Source organism: Nocardia sp. NPDC058518 (assembly GCF_042719655.1).
In the GTDB taxonomy this organism is placed as follows: Bacteria; Actinomycetota; Actinomycetes; order Mycobacteriales; family Mycobacteriaceae; genus Nocardia.
On record NZ_JBHXNJ010000014.1, the window covers coordinates 44,479 to 59,449 of the forward strand.

A 14,971-nucleotide genomic window follows, 5' to 3' on the forward strand; every position below is an offset into this window, starting at 1 on the left:
GATTGGATATCGGAAATGCTTCCTGAGGAACGAGACTTTCTTGATGATCGAGGCCGGGCCTCGGTGCACCACTTCTGGAATTTCGTCAAGGCCCGAGATCTAGATTTCGACATGCGACTCTGGCCAGCAGATGTTCAACAAGTATTCGATGCTGAGAGCGAGGAACTGTCAGCAGAGTGGCGACGCAAGGGCGAAGAGCTCGCGCAGCGCTTGAAACCGCTGCGCGGCGTGCCACGATTGATCAGTGTCTACGACGGCCGGGACGCATCCGGCCACCCCATCATCGACCGACCCACCGTGATGCGAAAAATCCACCCGCTGTTGTTGACCTACCTCGAATCAGCCCCGATCATCCTCTCCGCACGCGGCTTCGGCGAAGACGAATTCGCGCCCTGTGATCACGATGTGCCACTGAACTTCCGCACCGATGGCACCTGGATCTGGGCCGGAGCTGTCCCCCATTACCTCCGTAAGCATGGCCTCTCACCCGAGCCCAACTTGACCCAGCACATCCTCGACAACGAATTCCAACTCGAAGAGGTGGACGAAGAGACCAAACAACGCGCGCTCGAGGTCATCACCGAACAATAATGCGATGATGGAACGCTCGGAAAACGACTATTGCGAGGATCCGAATGGTGGGGTCGAATGGAGGTCAAATATGTACCCTGAGGAACAAGACTTCATCAGAGATCGCGAGAAGGCGATGTCGGATCACTTCACAGCCTTCGTCAAGAGGCACAGTTTGAGCCTGGACCGCACGCAATGGCCAGAGGATTTCGAAGACGAGTACTACTGCGAGTGGGTGGAATTGGACTCCGACTTGCACCGGAAGGCCGATATACGCGATGAACGCCGCAAAGCATTTACCGAAGCCCCCCGTGTCGCCCCCGTCGTCGACGGCTACGATGAAGATGGCCGCCCGCTCGACCGCCGCCCGCTGATGAACAAACTCCACCACCCCATGCTGAGCTACCTGGAATCCGCACCGGTCATCTGGTCGGAACCAGGATTCGGCGAGGATGAATTCGCCCCGGGTGAATTCGATGTCCCGCTGAACTACCGCACCGACGGAGCCTGGATTTGGGCCGGTGCCGTCCCGCACTACTTCCGAAAGCACGGTTTCCCGCCTGCCCGCTACCTCAAACGTCACATCATCGACAACGAATTCCATCTCGCCGAAGTCGATGAGGGAACCAGACAACGCGCGCTCGCGGTCATCACCCGACAATGATCAGCACCGCGAACCGGCGACCCATTAGTCGGTCACGTACCGGGAGACACCTGGTTCCAGATCTTTTCGCTGAGGCGGTGCGCGATATCGGCCAAGGCTCGGCCGTTGTTCGACGGGCCGAATGCGGGGCCGGGGCGCAGGCGTAGTGCGAGTTCGCCGAGCATGCTGCTGACGTGAACGCCGCTCAGGCCGGGCCATCGGATATCCGTGTGCCGTTCATCGAATGAGTCTGCCGCGAGGAGGCTTTCGATCGCTGAGGCCTCCCCCTCCAACGTCACTGGAAGCACGCGGCCACCCACGTGGGCGAGCCGACTTCGCAAGTGCAACGCCGGGTCCCGGACCGGGTGGGTTCGGCTCGGATCTGTTCGCGGTGGCCGATCACGCGCCACGAGGTAGAGGTCGATCAGTGCGGTGGTGGCTACCGGGTCGGTGAGCTGCCCGCTACCGTTCTCATCGAAAGTGTCGAGCCATCTGATACTGGCGTCGCGGAGCCGTTGGTACTTCGTGTCAGGGACAGCCGAGGACGGAGTCGCGGGAATTTCGCGCCGGAACTCCGTGCGAGCGCGGAACGCACCCGCCGCATCGGTAACGATTGCGGCGAGCGACGCTCCGCCACTATAGATTCCGAACGCGGCACCGGGGATGAGCCTTGCCGACAGCTCGTCCAGCAGGTCGGCGACGACAGCCGCTTCGACCGGGGACAGCAGCAGTGGTCGGTACGGGGTTCGGGCCGGGTCAGCGAGGGATTCCTCGACGTAGCGGGCGAATTCTGTCAGGCCGTAGGGCTCGGTTCGATGGTGGGTGAGCGTCCCGAAATGCAGGAAGTGTCGAGTCGGATCCACCGGGGAAGCGGCGGGTATCCCGCCGCGAATCCGATGCTGGATATCTTCCGCGGCGGTCAGGAAGTCGGCTCCGGAGCCATTCGGATCATCCAATACCCCGCACAGCGACAGCACCGACTCCCGCAGTTCTCGGTACTCCCGCACCGACTCCGGCGAAAGTGGTCGCACTGGAACGATATAGGCCGAATCGGCCGATGCGAGATGATCGACGGGGGCCATCACGCCAGGATGACCGGCGGTCGGGTGCACGCGGTCCGGAGCGGTTACGTACAGCCTGGTCGGGCCCGGGTAGAAGGCCGGGCGACCGTATTCGGTTTGCGCCAGTAGTTCGGCTGCCAAATCCTCGGCGAGGATGCCGAGTTCTGATTTCATCGGCAGCAAACCGTAGGTGATACCGGGACGGAGCCTCGCCGCGAGCTCTTTCAGCAGAATCCCGGCCGCGAAGGCGACACGTTCTGTCAGCGCGACGAGATCTGGTTCACCGGCGGTCGATTCGGCGCTGTCGGCCTCGGCGGCCAGCCTCGCACGGATATCGATGGCCTCATCCAGCAGGGTTCTGCCCACGACGCTTCGGAGGAAAAGTCCGGGGTCGCCACCGTGCGGCACGCCGGAAGGCCGAGCCGACTCGACGACACCGGCCAATGCCTCGAATGCCTCGACCACGGATTCCTCGTCGACCGGCTCGGTGCTCGTGCCTTGTTCGGCGAGCGAATCCAGCAGGCGGACCACCGCAATACGCAGGTCCGAATCCCGCACCTGTTCGACATCTTCCAGCCAGGTCTGCCAATCGTCGAGATCGGAAGCGGGCCTCGGCCGCGGCTGTGGTGCCCGCGCGGAAAGATCGTCGGCGATTCGGTCGGCGAATTCGGCCAAGGCCATACCGCCGGCGGACAACCCGAACGCGGCGCCTGGACGCAGTCGTGCGGCGAGCTCGCGCAGCAGATCGGCCACGGCGGATACCTGAAGAGCTGTCAGCTGTACATCCCGTACGTCCGCAGCACTCTCGAGAGTGAGGAAGTGAACGTCGGACAGCTCGATCGCCGAACCGTTCACCGTCCCCCACATCATCTGGCGACCGGGGTCGATCGGAGCGCGCTCAGGTAAACGCCCGACTACCGCGCCCTGAAACGCGGAATACACGGTGTCGACAATGTCGACGGGCCGCAACGGCGGGGTCTTCTCGCCGCACCGCCGCACGAACTCAGCTGCCGCGTCACGGAGCACGCTGCTCGGCGCCACGGACAATAGATCGTCGTCTGCCATTCGAGAACTGTGTTCCGTCCATCGTTGCCCGGATCCGGCGCGGAGTTCTCCCGCCCGACGATCCCATCCTACGGCCGCGCGGCGGTCGTAGCGATCCAGCGCCGTCGCGCATTTCGTCGCCGGGCATGCCATCCTCGGTGGGGCACCGAGTATCGACGACAGGGCGACAGGGCGATGAGCGCACCGCTTCACTCCACCGAGGAAGCCATCGACTACCTCACGAGAACCGTGGGAATCTATCCTCATTTCGACATCGACCAGTTCGAGCACGGCTGGCTGGTCGTACCCTGCCCCAGCCCGGAGGAAGAAGCCGCGGGCGTCTGGATGCTGGGCTACACCCAGCGGATCGTCGACGCGCGCACCGGGGTGATCACCGAGTTCGGCAGCAGCGCCTCGCCCACAGAGGCCATCCGGCAGTACAGCGCCTTCGTCGAAGACGGCACCCCGATGTCCGGGATCCAGATCTACCCCCACCGCACCGAAATCCACGTTCACCGGATCGAGGAAACTCCGACCGTGATCGAATACTTCACCCAGGTCCGGGATATCGGAAGCGGCGAAACCCAACCCGCCTTCATTCTGACAATCAACAAGCAGACCAGGCACTTCGAACCTACCGATGCGGCGTCGAGAACGATCTTCGACTGGGCGACAATGTCATTCGAGACCGATCGGGTGTGGCCGACCAGTGGGACAGTGCTAGGACCGCTCGGCGCGTAAGGCTTTCACGATCGTCGAGACTCGGGCGTTGACCATGGAGACGAGACGATCAGCGGTCACGGAGGTCGCCACCAGAGGAGTGGTGTCGTTGACTGCGTACCGACCGTCCCTCGGGACGTCGCGCCAGGTCAGGGTTCGGCTGATCAGACCATCGGGGCCGTAGATCGAATCTCCCTGTGCCACTTCGATCGTCCCCGCGCAGCCCGAGGGGATCATGAAGTCCCGGTGGTGCCTGGAGGATGCGGCACCCGCGGTGGCGAAGATTCGCGAGGGGGCATCGTGATCGGCGGGGGTGGGCGCGGGCGGCAGCGGGATCTCGTTGTGGCGTCCGGGGTCGCAGGTGGGCAACAGGTCGACCACAGCATTGCCGAGGCTCACCGCTTCGCATTCGGTCATGGTGTATCCACCGCCGTACCAATAGGATTCGCCCGGATGCTGGACGACGGTGTACCCGCGGGATCCTTTGCGGGTCGCCAGGACGCGGACACGGACCGCGGGCGATTCGCCACGCACGGTTTCGTCCACGCCGAAGGCGGTGATACGGATGTCGGGACGCGCCATCTCCGCGATTCTGGCCCGGAAGTCGTAGCCGAGGCGGCGGTCCAGATCGGCCAGCTTCTGCCGCTTCTCCCTCTCGAACTCCTGATGGCTCTGGGTTCGTGACGTGTAGAGGAAGGGGGCGGGGTGGTAATCGGTGGTCACGTGCTCCCACAGGGCGAAGAACTCTGTCTCGGTGAATCGCCAGGATCGGTTCATCGGTCAGCGCCTACCGGGCTCGGGGACGTCCTGGTCTTGGACGGCGTCGGGGTCTTCGCCGATCACCGGGTTCACGACCACCTGCGCCTCGCCCAAGCCCTCGTCCATATGCGCCGCCGAATCCAGGTATCTGGCACGTTGATGGGAGTCCTGCCGATTCCCTTGGCCTGCGGCGCCGGCACCGGCGGGGCCCATGGCACCCGGCATGGCGGCTCCACTACTCGCGGCGACAACACCGGCGGTGGGGGTGACCGAGGCTGCCAGACCCGCACGAGGGAACAGGTTCGACTGGGTGCCCGCACGCAACGACGGTGCCGCCGCGCCGGGCGCACCGCCACCGCCTCGGGCTCCACCGCCACCGCCGCCGCCGGCGGCAACCGAGCCGGGCTTCGACGAGTTCGGCGAACCGGTGAGGGCCGACACCGGCGAAGTCGTCGTGGGCGAGGTCGCGGTGGGCGAGGTCGATGGAGTCGACGTCGTCGGCGTGGTCGACGGTGAGGACGAATCGGAGGTGTCCGTGCCGGAGGTCGTCGGACTGGTCGTCTCGGTGGGTGAGGTGGACGGCGTGGTATCGGAGGTCTGGTCGTCGGAGGTGGAGTCGTCGGTGGTTGTCGACGGGGTCTGAGTGGTCGGGGATTCCGTGGTCGGGGTTTCGGTCTTCGGCGTATCCGGAGTGGCCGGCGTCTCCTCCGGGGTATCGGACGGTTGCTTCACCGGAGCGCCGCCATCGTCTCCGCCGCCCGGCGACGACGGTGAACCACCGCCGTTGCCGAGACCCGCGCCCGGTTGCTCCAGTTCAGGAAGGGGGGCGGGCGCCGACGCGACCGGATTCAGGAATCCCGGCACCGTTGGCACCGACTTGGCGGCACCGTCGATATTGTTCGGATACCAGTTCGTCCACGTGTCGCGGTGTCCGTTCAGCCTCTCCAGGAACGCCGCTTCGCTGACCTTCGATTTGGCCCGGAACGCGCTTTCGGTCTGCGCGGGGAGACTGGGATACAACCCGGAGATGGTGCTGTACACGAACGCCAAATTGTCGCTCATCAGATCCGTGGCAGCTACCAGTTGCGCCATCGAGTTCACGTAGGCCGAGACCGCCGTCCTGGCACGCGTACCCGCTGGGCTCTTGATACCTTCCGAGACCGCCTTGTCCATCGTGTTGCCGAAGACCGCGACATCTTCTTTCATGGTGTCCGACATCGTTCCCCACCGTGACGCGGCAATGCGGAGAGTCCCGGCATTCGAAATCATCACCAAACGATTCTTGTACAGCGTGTCCCAACTCAACGAGGATCCACTGACAGCGGAAATGATATTGCTGTAGCGCTTTTCGGACTGTCCGCTCAAGTCCACCAGCTCTTTGCCGAGTTGTGGTTTGTCCGGTGGTGTAACCTCCACTGCCCTACCGGAATTGACGGTGCGGGACGTGGGTTTCAGCGCCTGTGGTTCCGCACGTTCGACGATCGTGACGACCTCCCGGCCGACCTCGTTCCGCAATCGCGAGAACCCATCGGCCGCGCTTTCGTCGGACTGCACGTAGCGTCGTTCGGCCTGGACGAACATCTCACCGAGATCGGCGACGGCCTTCTGGTGTTCCTTCATTCGGCTCTCGAGGTCACTGCCCGCCATATTGAACCGGGCCGCGAGCGCTTCCCCGCACGCCTGGGCGCTGACGGCCTCGACGTGCTGGACCAGCGATGCGTGGACTGCGATGACATCGAGCGTCTCGAGGAATCGCGCACAAGCCTGCGCGCACGCTGCCGCGGTTCCCATCTCGTAATACAGTCCGCCGCTGGATGCCTCGGCCATCAGGCTCGGCACCGCCCCATCCGTCGTCACCGCGCGGCCCCCCTAGCCTCCGAGCGCGCCGATCCGGCCAACGCGCCTTCGCTCCATCCGCTGCGATCCTACGAGACCTCGCGCCGACGCGCTCGGTCGGCCGAATGACAAGGGGCCCTGCCGCTCCGAGGAACGACAGGACCCCTGGTCCGGGTATTCGCTTGTCTTACAGTGCTTTCAGTTCCTCGGTGACCGCACCGACGGACTTCTTCGCATCACCGAACAACATCGAGGTGTGGTCGGCGTAGAACAGCGGGTTGTCGATCCCGGCGAAGCCGGAGTTCATCGAGCGCTTGAGCACGATGACGCTCTGGGCCTGGTCGACGTTGAGGACCGGCATGCCGTAGATCGGGCTGGACTTGTCGTCGCGGGCGGCCGGGTTGGTGACGTCGTTGGCGCCGATGACCAGGACCACATCGGTGCGGCCGAATTCGCCGTTGATGTCGTCCATTTCCTTCATCGCGTCGTAGGAGACCTCGGCCTCGGCCAGCAGCACGTTCATGTGACCGGGCATGCGACCGGCGACCGGGTGGATCGCGTATTTGACCTCGACACCCTTGGCCTCGAGCAGCGACGCCATCTCCTTGACCACGTGCTGGGCCTGGGCCACGGCCATACCGTAGCCGGGGACCACGATCACCTGGTTGGCGTAGGCCATCTGGATCGCGGCATCAGCGGCCGAGGTCGCCTTCGCGGTCTTGGCCTCACCGTCACCCGAACCGGCGACCGCGCCGCCGCCACCGAAGCCACCGGCCACGATCGCGGGGATGGAGCGGTTCATGGCCTTGGCCATCAGGTTGGTGAGGATGGTGCCGGACGCGCCGACGATCATGCCCGCGACGATCATCGCGGTGTTGTTCAGCGCCAGACCCGCGGCCGCGGCCGACAGACCGGTCAGGGCGTTGAGCAGCGAGATCACGACCGGCATGTCCGCGCCACCGATGGGCAGCACGACCATCAGGCCGAGCACACCGGCGAGCAACAGCAGCCCGATCATCCACAGCTGCGAAACACCACCGTTGTCGGCACCGAGGCCGATCACGACCGCGCACACGATCGCGCCGAGGAGCAGCAGCAGGTTCAGCGGCTGCTGCAACCGTCCGATACCGATCGGCTTGCCGGACAGGATCTCCTGCAGCTTCGCGAAGGCGATGATCGAGCCCCAGAAGGAGATCGAGCCGATCACCGCGGCGAACAGCGAACCGATGATGATGTGGACGGTCGGTTCCTCGTGCAGCTGCGAAAAGCCCGCGCTGTCGACGAATTCGGCCCACGCGATCAACGCGACGGTGCCACCACCGACACCGTTGAACGCCGCGACCAGCTGCGGCATCTCGGTCATCTTGGTGCGGATGGCGGGCGGAACACCCAGTGCCACACCGACGATCAGACCGCCGGCGATGAGAATCCAGTTGAGCAGGGCGGCGTGGCGGACCGAGATCAGGGTGGCGACCACGGCCAGACCCATACCGACAGCGGCGATCTGGTTGCCACGCACGGCGGTCTTCGGGCCGGTCAGGCCCATCAGGCCGTAGATGAACATGGAGAAGGCCACGATGTAGAGGCCGTTGACCAGGTAGGTCATATTGTCGACTGCGTGCATCACTCGGCCGCCTTCTTCTTACCCTTGAACATGCCGAGCATGCGGTCGGTGACCACGAAACCACCGATGACGTTCAGTGTTCCGAACACCACCGCGACGAACAGGATCACCTGCACCAGCAGCGAGGGGTCCTTCACGTTGCCAAGGGTCACCAGCGCACCGAGCACGACGATGCCGTGGATGGCGTTGGTGCCCGACATCAGCGGGGTGTGCAGGGTGTTGGGGACCTTGGAGATCACCGCGAAGCCGACGAAGCCGGACAAAACGAGGATCGCGATATTGGCGAGCAGTTCGGTGTACATCAGGCTTCCACCTCACGGGTCACGCAGGAATCCGCCAGGACCTGATCTTCGAAGTCGGGGGCGAGCTTGCCATCGACGAGCATCAGTTCCAGCAGCGCCGAAATGTTCTTCGAGTACAGCTCGGAAGCGTGCTCGGGCATCGTGGCGGGCAGGTTCAGCGGCGAGGCGATGGTCACCTCGTGCTTGACCACGACCTCGCCGGGCTCGGTGAGCTCACAGTTGCCACCGGTCTCACCGGCCAGGTCCACGATCACACTGCCGGGCTTCATGCCCTCGACAGCGGCGGCGGTGACCAGGCGCGGTGCGGGGCGACCCGGCACCAGCGCGGTGGTGATCACGACGTCGAAACCCTTGATGGCGTCTTCGAGGGCCTGCTGCTGCTGGGCCTTCTCCTCGTCGGTGAGTTCGCGGGCGTACCCGCCTTCACCGGCGGCGTCGATCCCCAGGTCCAGCCACTGCGCACCGACCGAACGCACCTGATCGGCGACCTCGGGACGCACGTCGTAACCGGTGGTCCGCCCACCCAGACGCTTGGCGGTGGCCAAAGCCTGCAGACCGGCGACACCGACACCGAGCACCAGCACGGTGGCCGGCTTCACGGTGCCCGCGGCGGTGGTCAGCATCGGGAAGAACCGGGTCGACTCCGACGCGGCGAGCAGCACGGCCTTGTAACCGGCCACGTTCGCCTGCGAGGACAGGGCATCCATCACCTGGGCGCGCGAGATACGCGGAATCGCCTCGACGGCGAAGGCCTGCACACCGGCAGACTTCAGCGCACCGATCTGATTCTCGGCATTGCGCGGGGCGAGGAACCCGATCAACGTCTGCCCGGAGGACAGCTTGGCCACCTCGGCATCGCTGGGCGGGGCGACCTTGACGACGACCTCGGCCGACCACGGATCACCGATGGTCGCGCCTGCCTCGACGTAGGCAGCGTCGGGAATGAGAGCGCCGAGGCCGGCACCGGCTTCCACGATCACCTCGACACCCTGCTTGGACAGGGTGGGGATGATCTTGGGTACCAATGCGACTCGCCGCTCACCCGGGCCGGACTCGCGAACGACTCCGACACGCGCTCCGCGCGGCGAACCCTCGCCCACGTTTTGCGTTGTCTCCACTAGTCAGACTTCCTTTTCGTGCTGGCTTCGAGCCTGGGAACAACGGGTTGCCGAAGTTACCTGCGGGTAAGTTCGACTCAAATCCTCGCAACTGTACTCGGCTCGCGGTGAGCCTAGCGGAGATGCCCGTCACAACGGAGAACTGGACTGACGACCACAAATCGGACACCGTGGACGTGATAGATCGTGACAACGGCCTCCCGACCCGGTAGACACCGGTCGACGCGCCCACCCGGATTCGTCGCCGCAGGTGAGACCCGAGAACACCGGTCCGGATCGAGCACGCACCTCGACAGCCGACCGCCGACCGAGCACCGCGGCGTCGCACGGGACGTGACGCGGGTCATGCCGATGACCCGTTCGGGCTGTTGCGCGACCCAGATCACACCGTAGGGTCGAGGCCGTGAACGACTGCGCCTTCTGTCTGATCGTGGCGGGTGCCGCGCCGGCGACCATTGTCTACTCCGATGACGCGGTGTGCGCGTTCCTCGACATCCGTCCCATCACCCGCGGCCACACCCTGATCGTCCCCAAGGTCCACGCGACCGAGCTCGACGATCTCGATCCCGAACTCGGCGCCCGGATGTTCCGCACCGGCCACCGCCTGGCCCGTGCGCTGCGCGTGAGCGGGCTCGCGAGCGATGGAGCCAACCTCGTTCTCAACGACGGTACCGCCGCGTTCCAGACCGTCGGCCACGTCCACCTGCACGTGGTTCCCCGCAAACACGGTGACAAACTCAGCTTCGCCAAGGGCTTCCTGCTGCGTCGTCCGCACGAACCGAATTCGACCGCGGCGGCGATCCGCGCGGGCCTGTCCGCACTCGACCAGAGCGAAGCAGAAGGAGCACAGGGATGACCGAGACGCCGGGGCGCGAACAACTCACCGATCTGCTCGCCGAGCAGTGGGAAGCCATCGCGCTGCTGGTCGCCGACCTCGACGAGAAGGCTTGGCGGCGAACGTCTCCGCTGCCCGGCTGGACGCTGTTCGACGTGGTCGCCCATGTGATCGGGACCGAATCGTGGTTGCTCGGCGAGACACCGCCGCCGCATGATCCGTTGCGCCCCAAGACCGATGTGCGAACGCTGCCGCATGTGCGCAACGAAGTGGCCGTGCTCAACGAGATCTGGGTCGACCGGTTGCGCCCGCTCTCCGGCAAGCGGCTGCTCGCGCTGTTCGACGAGACCACCGAGCGTCGCCGGGCCGCCCTGGCCGCGATGGACGACGAGGCCTGGCAGGCCACGACCGTCTCACCGGTCGGGCAGGTGCCCTACGGGCGGTTCATGCGGGTGCGGCTGTTCGATTGCTGGATGCACGAACTCGACCTCGCCGACGGGATCGGCCGCAGCGTGCCCGAGGGTGGTGCGCGCGCCGAGGCCGCGTTCGCCGAACTGACCATCGGTCTCGGTCGTGCCGTGGTGAAGGGCGCCAAGGCGCCGGATGGTTCGCTGGTCACTCTCGATCTGACCGGGCCGGTGACCAGGCAGGTGCATCTGTCGGTCGCCGGTGGGCGTGGGACGGTGCTCGACGAGGCTGCAGGGGAGCCGACGACCGTGCTCCGGTTGGATTCCGGGCTTTTCGCACGGTTGCGCGGTGGGCGCACGACGGCCGACCGGCATCCCGGCGAGGTTGTCGTCGAGGGCGATACGGCCCTCGGTGAGCGGCTCGTGCGGAATCTGGCGTTCACCATCTGATGCGACTTTTCCTGGCGTCGTACCGGTTCGGTGGTTTCGCTGATCGGCTCGTCGGGCTCGTCGGTGCGCCGGGACGGGTCGCGGTGATTCCGAACGCGTGTGACGCGTGGCCCGACGCCTGGTCGTCGGCGGTGATGAGCGATGTGAAACCGCTGGAACAGCAAGGCTATTCGCCGGAGGTGCTTGATCTGCGCGAATACGCCGGACAGCCGGAACGGCTGGAACGGCACCTGCGCACGTTCCCGATGGTCTGGGTGCGTGGCGGGAACACCTTCGTCCTGCGTGCCCAATTCGCCCGCAGCGGTGCTGATTCCGTCTTCACGACTATGTTGCGCGAGGACGCGCTGGTCTACGCGGGCTACAGCGCGGGCGCGTGCCTGCTCGGACCCGACCTGCACGGGCTGGAAACCATGGACGATCCCGCCGAGGTGCTGCCCACCACCGGTATCGAACCACTGTGGGACGGACTGGGTTTGGTAGATCGTCGCCTGGTCGTCCACCTGGACTCCCCCACCGACCCGGACGGCGACTCCGCCGCGATGCTGGCCCGCTGCGTCGCCGAACAGATCCCGCACTGGGCCCTCACCGACAACGACGTCGTCCTGGTCGACGGCGACCGCACCGAGGTACTCAGAGGCTGAGACCGCGAGTCCGGCACCACGCCGGATCGCCGATCACGCAGCGGTCGACGCGGTCACCGCCGGTTTGCGGCGGAAGACGATCCAGCGCATCGCGCTGTACATGTATACGGCCTCACAACCGCCGGCGAGCAGCCTGGCCAGGTGGTATTCCAGGCCGAGCGCGGTGAGACCCGAGCCGACACCGAGGATGAACGCCAGGTAGTTCACCAGCACGACAACCACATACACCGCGGCCTGCTTGCCCATCGGCGCGTGGGAATGGAAGTTGAAAGTGCGGTTGAGCAGGAAGCTCAGCCCGAACGCGGCGATGTAGGCGAGGGTGATCGACAGCCAGACCGGCAGACCGAATCCACTGTGCAGCAGGGTGAGCAGCAGCAGATCGACGCCGAACGTGAAGCTGTTGATCAGCCCGAACCCGAGCAGGGTCGCGGGCATATACCGATCGAGGCCCCACGGCAGCCGGGCAACGACGGCCTCGCACCAACGGGTGAATCGGTCGGCCACCGACTCGGTGACACTCGCCTGATGCTCCACGCGGCCAGCCTGCCAGCGGCAGATGAAGCCAGGGTGAGCAACCGGCAAACGGGTGGGCCGAGAAGCTAGCGGCCTACCGCAGCGATCGGGCGGGTATCGAACGAGGCCCATGCGGCGAGGCAGCGGCGGCGGGTGATCTCGTCGGCCTCGGCGAGGAGGGCGTCACGCAGCAGCGCGGGGTCGGCCGCCCAGCGCTGCGCGATCTCGGCCATCGCGCGGACGTCGAACATCCCCGTAGATTCCAGAGCGGACAGCCATTCGTGGTGTGCGCCGGTGTGGACGCTGCGCATCGCGTCGGTGTCGATGCCCGCGTCGGCGAATTCCGCGGCCAACAGGGCACCCACCAGCTCACTGCGGTCCTGCGGTTCCTTCGGCATCGCCAGTCCTCCCTGCGAAAAACGGTGCGGCGCAACAGCGTCGCATGATCGGTGCGCGCGAAGCGCACCCGTGGAGCGGAACTCGAAACACGCTGGGCGGCGAGGCGATTCACCATCGAACACACCCGGTATGGGCATTGTGAAGCATTGGACGGCGTATACACCAATGGGGCGCGCCAGATCACAGCGATGCGGAAACCTCCTTGTTCGGACCCACATCACATCTGGTCAATTGATCACCAGGCGCCTGTGCGATTCCGCTCTCGGGCGATGCCTGTGTGTGATCACCGGACCAGGGCGAACTGCCCGCGGCGGATGGGGTGCGCGCGATAGCGTGGACACGTGGACGAGCGCAGCGGTGACCTCGATTCGTTGATTTCGGCGTTGTCGGACGGGACGGTCGTCATCGACCCCGATCTGCTGGCCGGGTACCGGCAGGATTGGGCCCGCGATCCCGATGCGGGCACGCCGCTGGCGGTGGTGCGGGCGCGCGGAACCGCCGATGTCGCCGCCACGCTGCGGTGGGCGCACGCGAACAAGGTGCCGGTCGTGCCGCGTGGGGCCGGGACGGGGTTGTCCGGTGGGGCGACCGCGGTGGACGGCGGGATCGTGCTCACCACCGAGTTGATGCGGGAGATCAGCGTCGATACGGTGACCCGGATCGCGGTGGTACAGCCCGGGTTGCTCAATGCGGAGGTGAAGCGGGCCGTCGCGGAGGAAGGGCTGTGGTACCCGCCGGATCCGTCCTCGTTCGAGATCTGCTCGATCGGTGGCAACGCGGCGACCAACGCGGGCGGGCTGTGCTGCGTGAAGTACGGCGTGACCACCGACTACGTGCTCGGCATGGAAGTGGTGCTTGCCGACGGGACCGTGGTGCGGCTCGGCGGGCCACGGCTCAAGGATTCGGCCGGATTGTCGCTGACCAAACTGTTCGTCGGGAGCGAGGGCACGCTCGGCGTGATCACCGAACTCACCCTGCGGCTGCTGCCCGCACAGCCACCGCAGTCGACCGTCGTCGCGAGTTTCGGCTCGCTCACCGCGGCGACCGACGCGATCCTGGCGATCACCTCGACGCTGCGCCCCGCCATGCTCGAATTCATGGACACCGTCGCGATCAACGCGGTCGAGGACGAGATGCGGATGGGGATGGACCGCACCGCCGCCGCCCTGCTGGTCGCCCGCTCCGACGCTCCGGGCGAATTCGCCGCGCACGAAGCGCAGCTGATGGTGGGGCTGTGCGAGAAGGCCGGGGCGACAGAGGTTTTCCACACCGCCGATGCCACCGAAGGTGAAGCCTTCACCGCCGCACGCCGATTCGCGATTCCCGCGGTGGAGAAGATCGGGTCGCTGCTGCTCGAAGATGTCGGCGTGCCGCTTCCCCGCCTCGGCGACCTGATCGCCGGGGTCACCGCGATCGGCGAACGCAACGATGTGCTCGTGTCGATCATCGCGCACGCGGGCGACGGCAACACCCACCCGCTGATCGTGCACGACCCCACCGACCCCGACAACACGGCCCGCGCCCACCGCGCCTTCGGCGAGATCATGGACCTGGCCATCGCGCTCGGCGGCACGATCACCGGCGAACACGGCGTCGGGCGCTTGAAGAAGGCGTGGCTGCCCGACCAGGTCGGCCCCGACGTCATGGCGCTGACCCGGCGCATCAAGGACGCGCTCGACCCCGAGGGCATCCTCAATCCCGGCGCGGTCCTCTAGCGGAACATCGCGCGGGACGGCAGGGTTAGCATCCGGTATGACCACCAGGCTCGAGCACAACGTCGCCGACACCCGTTTCGAGATCTACCACGACGACATCCTCGCGGGATACGCCGACTACGCCGAACGTGAAGACGCCAAGGTCCGCGACTTCCACCACACCATGACGTTTCCGGAGTTCCGGGGCCGTGGGGTCGCGGCGGAGGTCGTGAAATACGGCCTCGACGACTCCCGCGCGAACGGCTTCAAGATCATCCCGACCTGCTGGTATGTCGAGAAGTACATCGCCGAACACCGCGAGTACGCCGACCTGGTCGGCTGATGCACGCGGGCA

At 65.7% G+C, this 14,971-nt stretch carries 15 protein-coding genes and 1 pseudogene; 8 read left to right on the forward strand and 8 right to left on the reverse strand.

The window, feature by feature from the left end; all coding sequences use genetic code 11:
- The first annotated feature begins 15 nt into the window (after positions 1 to 15).
- Both ACFWPX_RS22840 and ACFWPX_RS22845 read left to right on the forward strand, forming a co-directional pair.
- Complete coding sequence (locus ACFWPX_RS22840) at positions 16 to 591, forward strand: hypothetical protein (protein WP_378929018.1); 576 nt, start codon at positions 16 to 18, stop codon at positions 589 to 591.
- A gap of 7 nt (positions 592 to 598) precedes the next feature.
- Positions 599 to 1,234: a hypothetical protein gene (locus tag ACFWPX_RS22845; protein WP_378929019.1), complete on the forward strand. Its 636-nt coding sequence runs from the start codon at positions 599 to 601 to the stop codon at positions 1,232 to 1,234.
- 32 nt (positions 1,235 to 1,266) lie between these two features.
- Here the strand turns inward: ACFWPX_RS22845 and ACFWPX_RS22850 are convergent, their stop codons facing one another.
- The gene (locus ACFWPX_RS22850; protein WP_378929020.1) at positions 1,267 to 3,339 is read right to left on the reverse strand and encodes a hypothetical protein; all 2,073 of its coding nucleotides are present in this window, start codon (positions 3,337 to 3,339) and stop codon (positions 1,267 to 1,269) included.
- 174 nt (positions 3,340 to 3,513) lie between these two features.
- Here ACFWPX_RS22850 and ACFWPX_RS22855 point away from each other — a divergent pair, with 174 nt between their 5' ends.
- Positions 3,514 to 4,059, forward strand: a complete 546-nt coding sequence (locus ACFWPX_RS22855; RefSeq protein WP_378929021.1) for a hypothetical protein — start codon at positions 3,514 to 3,516, stop codon at positions 4,057 to 4,059.
- Here ACFWPX_RS22855 and ACFWPX_RS22860 read toward each other — a convergent pair.
- The 5 genes from ACFWPX_RS22860 to ACFWPX_RS22880 all read right to left on the reverse strand — a co-directional run bounded on the left by ACFWPX_RS22860 (position 4,039) and on the right by ACFWPX_RS22880 (position 9,677).
- Entirely contained in the window at positions 4,039 to 4,815 is a 777-nt protein-coding gene (locus tag ACFWPX_RS22860) for an ESX secretion-associated protein EspG (RefSeq protein WP_378929022.1), read from the reverse strand. The two genes, ACFWPX_RS22855 and ACFWPX_RS22860, sit on opposite strands and share 21 nt — an antisense overlap.
- Positions 4,816 to 4,818: 3 nt before the next feature.
- Entirely contained in the window at positions 4,819 to 6,654 is a 1,836-nt protein-coding gene (locus ACFWPX_RS22865; RefSeq protein ID WP_378929023.1) for a hypothetical protein, read from the reverse strand.
- Positions 6,655 to 6,820: 166 nt separating this feature from the next.
- Positions 6,821 to 8,239, reverse strand: a complete 1,419-nt coding sequence (locus ACFWPX_RS22870) for an NAD(P)(+) transhydrogenase (Re/Si-specific) subunit beta (protein ID WP_378919960.1) — start codon at positions 8,237 to 8,239, stop codon at positions 6,821 to 6,823.
- Between the two features lie 17 nt (positions 8,240 to 8,256).
- A complete protein-coding gene (locus ACFWPX_RS22875) occupies positions 8,257 to 8,559 on the reverse strand; it encodes an NAD(P) transhydrogenase subunit alpha (RefSeq protein WP_056818017.1) in 303 nt (100 codons plus the stop codon).
- Positions 8,559 to 9,677, reverse strand: coding sequence for a Re/Si-specific NAD(P)(+) transhydrogenase subunit alpha (locus tag ACFWPX_RS22880; RefSeq protein WP_194826076.1), 1,119 nt, complete (start codon positions 9,675 to 9,677; stop codon positions 8,559 to 8,561). The genes ACFWPX_RS22875 and ACFWPX_RS22880 overlap by 1 nt, the downstream gene beginning before the upstream one ends.
- Before the next feature lie 394 nt (positions 9,678 to 10,071).
- On the opposite strand from ACFWPX_RS22880, the pseudogene ACFWPX_RS22885 reads away from it, so the two are divergent.
- From ACFWPX_RS22885 to ACFWPX_RS22895, 3 genes and pseudogenes are all read left to right on the forward strand, one after another.
- A pseudogene (locus tag ACFWPX_RS22885) lies at positions 10,072 to 10,533 on the forward strand (HIT family protein); the annotation flags it as partial.
- The gene (locus tag ACFWPX_RS22890; protein WP_378929024.1) at positions 10,530 to 11,369 is read left to right on the forward strand and encodes a maleylpyruvate isomerase N-terminal domain-containing protein; all 840 of its coding nucleotides are present in this window, start codon (positions 10,530 to 10,532) and stop codon (positions 11,367 to 11,369) included. The pseudogene ACFWPX_RS22885 and the gene ACFWPX_RS22890, both read left to right, overlap by 4 nt.
- The gene (locus ACFWPX_RS22895; RefSeq protein WP_378929025.1) at positions 11,369 to 12,010 is read left to right on the forward strand and encodes a Type 1 glutamine amidotransferase-like domain-containing protein; all 642 of its coding nucleotides are present in this window, start codon (positions 11,369 to 11,371) and stop codon (positions 12,008 to 12,010) included. The genes ACFWPX_RS22890 and ACFWPX_RS22895 overlap by 1 nt, the downstream gene beginning before the upstream one ends.
- Positions 12,011 to 12,043: 33 nt before the next feature.
- Here ACFWPX_RS22895 and ACFWPX_RS22900 read toward each other — a convergent pair whose 3' ends face one another.
- Together ACFWPX_RS22900 and ACFWPX_RS22905 are read right to left on the reverse strand one after the other, a co-directional pair.
- Positions 12,044 to 12,544, reverse strand: a complete 501-nt coding sequence (locus ACFWPX_RS22900) for a GtrA family protein (protein WP_378929026.1) — start codon at positions 12,542 to 12,544, stop codon at positions 12,044 to 12,046.
- A 65-nt stretch (positions 12,545 to 12,609) separates the two neighbouring features.
- A complete protein-coding gene (locus ACFWPX_RS22905; RefSeq protein WP_378919866.1) occupies positions 12,610 to 12,921 on the reverse strand; it encodes a hypothetical protein in 312 nt (103 codons plus the stop codon).
- Positions 12,922 to 13,263: 342 nt separating this feature from the next.
- Here ACFWPX_RS22905 and ACFWPX_RS22910 point away from each other — a divergent pair, with 342 nt between their 5' ends.
- Together ACFWPX_RS22910 and ACFWPX_RS22915 are read left to right on the forward strand one after the other, a co-directional pair.
- Positions 13,264 to 14,637, forward strand: a complete 1,374-nt coding sequence (locus ACFWPX_RS22910) for an FAD-binding oxidoreductase (protein WP_378929027.1) — start codon at positions 13,264 to 13,266, stop codon at positions 14,635 to 14,637.
- A gap of 37 nt (positions 14,638 to 14,674) precedes the next feature.
- Entirely contained in the window at positions 14,675 to 14,959 is a 285-nt protein-coding gene (locus tag ACFWPX_RS22915) for a GNAT family N-acetyltransferase (protein ID WP_378929028.1), read from the forward strand.
- Positions 14,960 to 14,971: the final 12 nt, after the last annotated feature.

What these genes read in the sequence shown, in the direction of transcription:
- ACFWPX_RS22840 (WP_378929018.1), top strand. Translation starts at nt 16, where the DNA reads ATGCTTCCTGAGGAACGAGACTTTCTTGATGATCGAGGCCGGGCCTCG.
- ACFWPX_RS22845 (WP_378929019.1), top strand. Translation starts at nt 599, where the DNA reads ATGGAACGCTCGGAAAACGACTATTGCGAGGATCCGAATGGTGGGGTC.
- ACFWPX_RS22850 (WP_378929020.1), bottom strand. Translation starts at nt 3,339, where the DNA reads ATGGCAGACGACGATCTATTGTCCGTGGCGCCGAGCAGCGTGCTCCGT.
- ACFWPX_RS22855 (WP_378929021.1), top strand. Translation starts at nt 3,514, where the DNA reads ATGAGCGCACCGCTTCACTCCACCGAGGAAGCCATCGACTACCTCACG.
- ACFWPX_RS22860 (WP_378929022.1), bottom strand. Translation starts at nt 4,815, where the DNA reads ATGAACCGATCCTGGCGATTCACCGAGACAGAGTTCTTCGCCCTGTGG.
- ACFWPX_RS22870 (WP_378919960.1), bottom strand. Translation starts at nt 8,239, where the DNA reads ATGACCTACCTGGTCAACGGCCTCTACATCGTGGCCTTCTCCATGTTC.
- ACFWPX_RS22875 (WP_056818017.1), bottom strand. Translation starts at nt 8,559, where the DNA reads ATGTACACCGAACTGCTCGCCAATATCGCGATCCTCGTTTTGTCCGGC.
- ACFWPX_RS22890 (WP_378929024.1), top strand. Translation starts at nt 10,530, where the DNA reads ATGACCGAGACGCCGGGGCGCGAACAACTCACCGATCTGCTCGCCGAG.
- ACFWPX_RS22895 (WP_378929025.1), top strand. Translation starts at nt 11,369, where the DNA reads ATGCGACTTTTCCTGGCGTCGTACCGGTTCGGTGGTTTCGCTGATCGG.
- ACFWPX_RS22905 (WP_378919866.1), bottom strand. Translation starts at nt 12,921, where the DNA reads ATGCCGAAGGAACCGCAGGACCGCAGTGAGCTGGTGGGTGCCCTGTTG.
- ACFWPX_RS22915 (WP_378929028.1), top strand. Translation starts at nt 14,675, where the DNA reads ATGACCACCAGGCTCGAGCACAACGTCGCCGACACCCGTTTCGAGATC.